This is a genomic window from Salipaludibacillus sp. CF4.18 (genome assembly GCF_051262595.1).
Taxonomy (GTDB): Bacteria; Bacillota; Bacilli; order Bacillales; family Salisediminibacteriaceae; genus Salipaludibacillus; species Salipaludibacillus neizhouensis.
Window position 1 is genome coordinate 1 of sequence record NZ_JBIMEV010000128.1, and the last position, 1,795, is coordinate 1,795.

Consider the following 1,795-nt stretch of genomic DNA (forward strand, 5'->3'; position numbering starts at 1 on the left):
ACCACGGTGGTCTTTTTTATTATTAGGGAGATATAGACATGGAGTACTAATATTATTCCATAACTTGACTAGGATTCTTCATGCCTTTGAATGGTTATTTCTTTTTCTAATGATTTTAGATAGTCTGCTTCGTAGTCATATAATGGCGTTGGGTAATCTCCTGTAAAGTACGCCATGCATAAGCCGCCATATGGGGCGTCAAAGTTTAATCCGATTGAATCTACAGTTCCAGCAACACTTAGGAATACCAGGCTATCGGCACCAATGATTTCTCTGACTTCTTCAACGGAATGATCCGCCGCAATCAATTCGTGACGATTTTGAATGTCAATTCCATAGAAAGATGGGAAACGCAGGGGTGGTGAAGAAATTCTTACATGCACCTCTGTTGCTCCAGCGTCACGTAGCAATTGAACGATGTATTTGCTGGTTGTACCTCGAACGATGGAATCATCGACCATGACGACTTTTTTACCTTTCACAACTCCTCTAACGGCTGATAGTTTCATACGTACGCCTAGCTCACGTAATTCTTGTGTTGGCTGAATGAATGTTCTAGCAATGTATTGGTTCTTCACTAATCCCATTTCATAAGGAAGACCACTTTTTTCAGCATAACCACTTCCGGCTGATAAGGAAGAGTTTGGTACACCGATAACGATATCCGCTGCTGTTGGTGCTTCCTCTGCTAAAGTACGTCCCATATTTTTACGTGCCGTATGTACGTTGACACCAGCAATATCAGAGTCTGGACGCGCAAAGTAGATGTATTCCATTGAGCAAATAGACATCATTGTATCTTCGGTATATTTATCAATTTGGTAACCATCATCGTTTACAGTAACAATTTCTCCAGGCTCAACGGAACGAATAAACTCGGCACCGACAACGTCCAATGCACAAGTTTCACTTGCTAGTACATATGCTCCGTTTGATATTTGTCCGATTGATAGTGGTCTAAAACCATTTGGGTCCAGAGCGCCAATCATTTCGTTAGGCGTTAGAATTAAAAAGGCAAAAGCTCCTTTGACCTTATTCAAACTCTCTTTTACGCGCTCTATTAAGGTTTCTCTTTCACTCCGACGAATCAAATGCATCAAAATTTCAGTATCCGAATTCGAATGAAAAATTGCCCCTGTATCTTCTAATTGTTTTCGTAACGTAGTTGCATTAATAAGGTTTCCATTATGTGCTAAAGCTAATTCTTCATCATGAAATTCGAATAGGAAAGGTTGGATATTTTGAATTCCATTGCTGCCTGAAGTATTGTAGCGAACATGACCAATTGCCGCTTCCCCCTTTAAACGATCAAATTGACGATCGTCTTTAAACACATCTGTTAGAAGTCCTAGATCACGATGTCCTTTTAATTTCCCTTTATTACTCGCAACTATTCCGGCACCTTCTTGACCCCTATGTTGTAAGCTGTGCAATCCGAAATAGCTCAAGCGTGCAGCGTCTGGAATACCCCAGACACCAAATACGCCACATTCTTCGTTTAAGCTTTTGACTTCAGTAACCAAGGAAGAGCCCCCCTTTTCAAAATGAATAACATCTATTTGTCTTATTACCGTTATTCCCGCCACATTTAATTCTCTAACTTATTTTTATAGGAATGCTTTATATACTTTTGATAAGTCGCGTTTGAGTTGGTCCAATTTTTGGCGACAGCGTAGAATTAATTCCTGTTTCAACTGTTGAATCCTACCGTCTAGTCTATCCATCTCTTTTAACATCACACAAATTCACATAATTATTGTGCGTAATAAAACATTCTTTTATTCGATCTAGGAAG

The 1,795-nt window shown here is 39.6% G+C and carries 1 protein-coding gene; it reads right to left on the minus strand.

Annotated elements, in window-relative coordinates; genetic code table 11:
• Positions 1 to 68: 68 nt before the first annotated feature.
• A complete protein-coding gene (gene purF, locus ACHABW_RS25710) occupies positions 69 to 1,523 on the minus strand; it encodes an amidophosphoribosyltransferase (RefSeq protein ID WP_435759864.1) in 1,455 nt (484 codons plus the stop codon).
• Positions 1,524 to 1,795 lie beyond the last annotated feature (272 nt).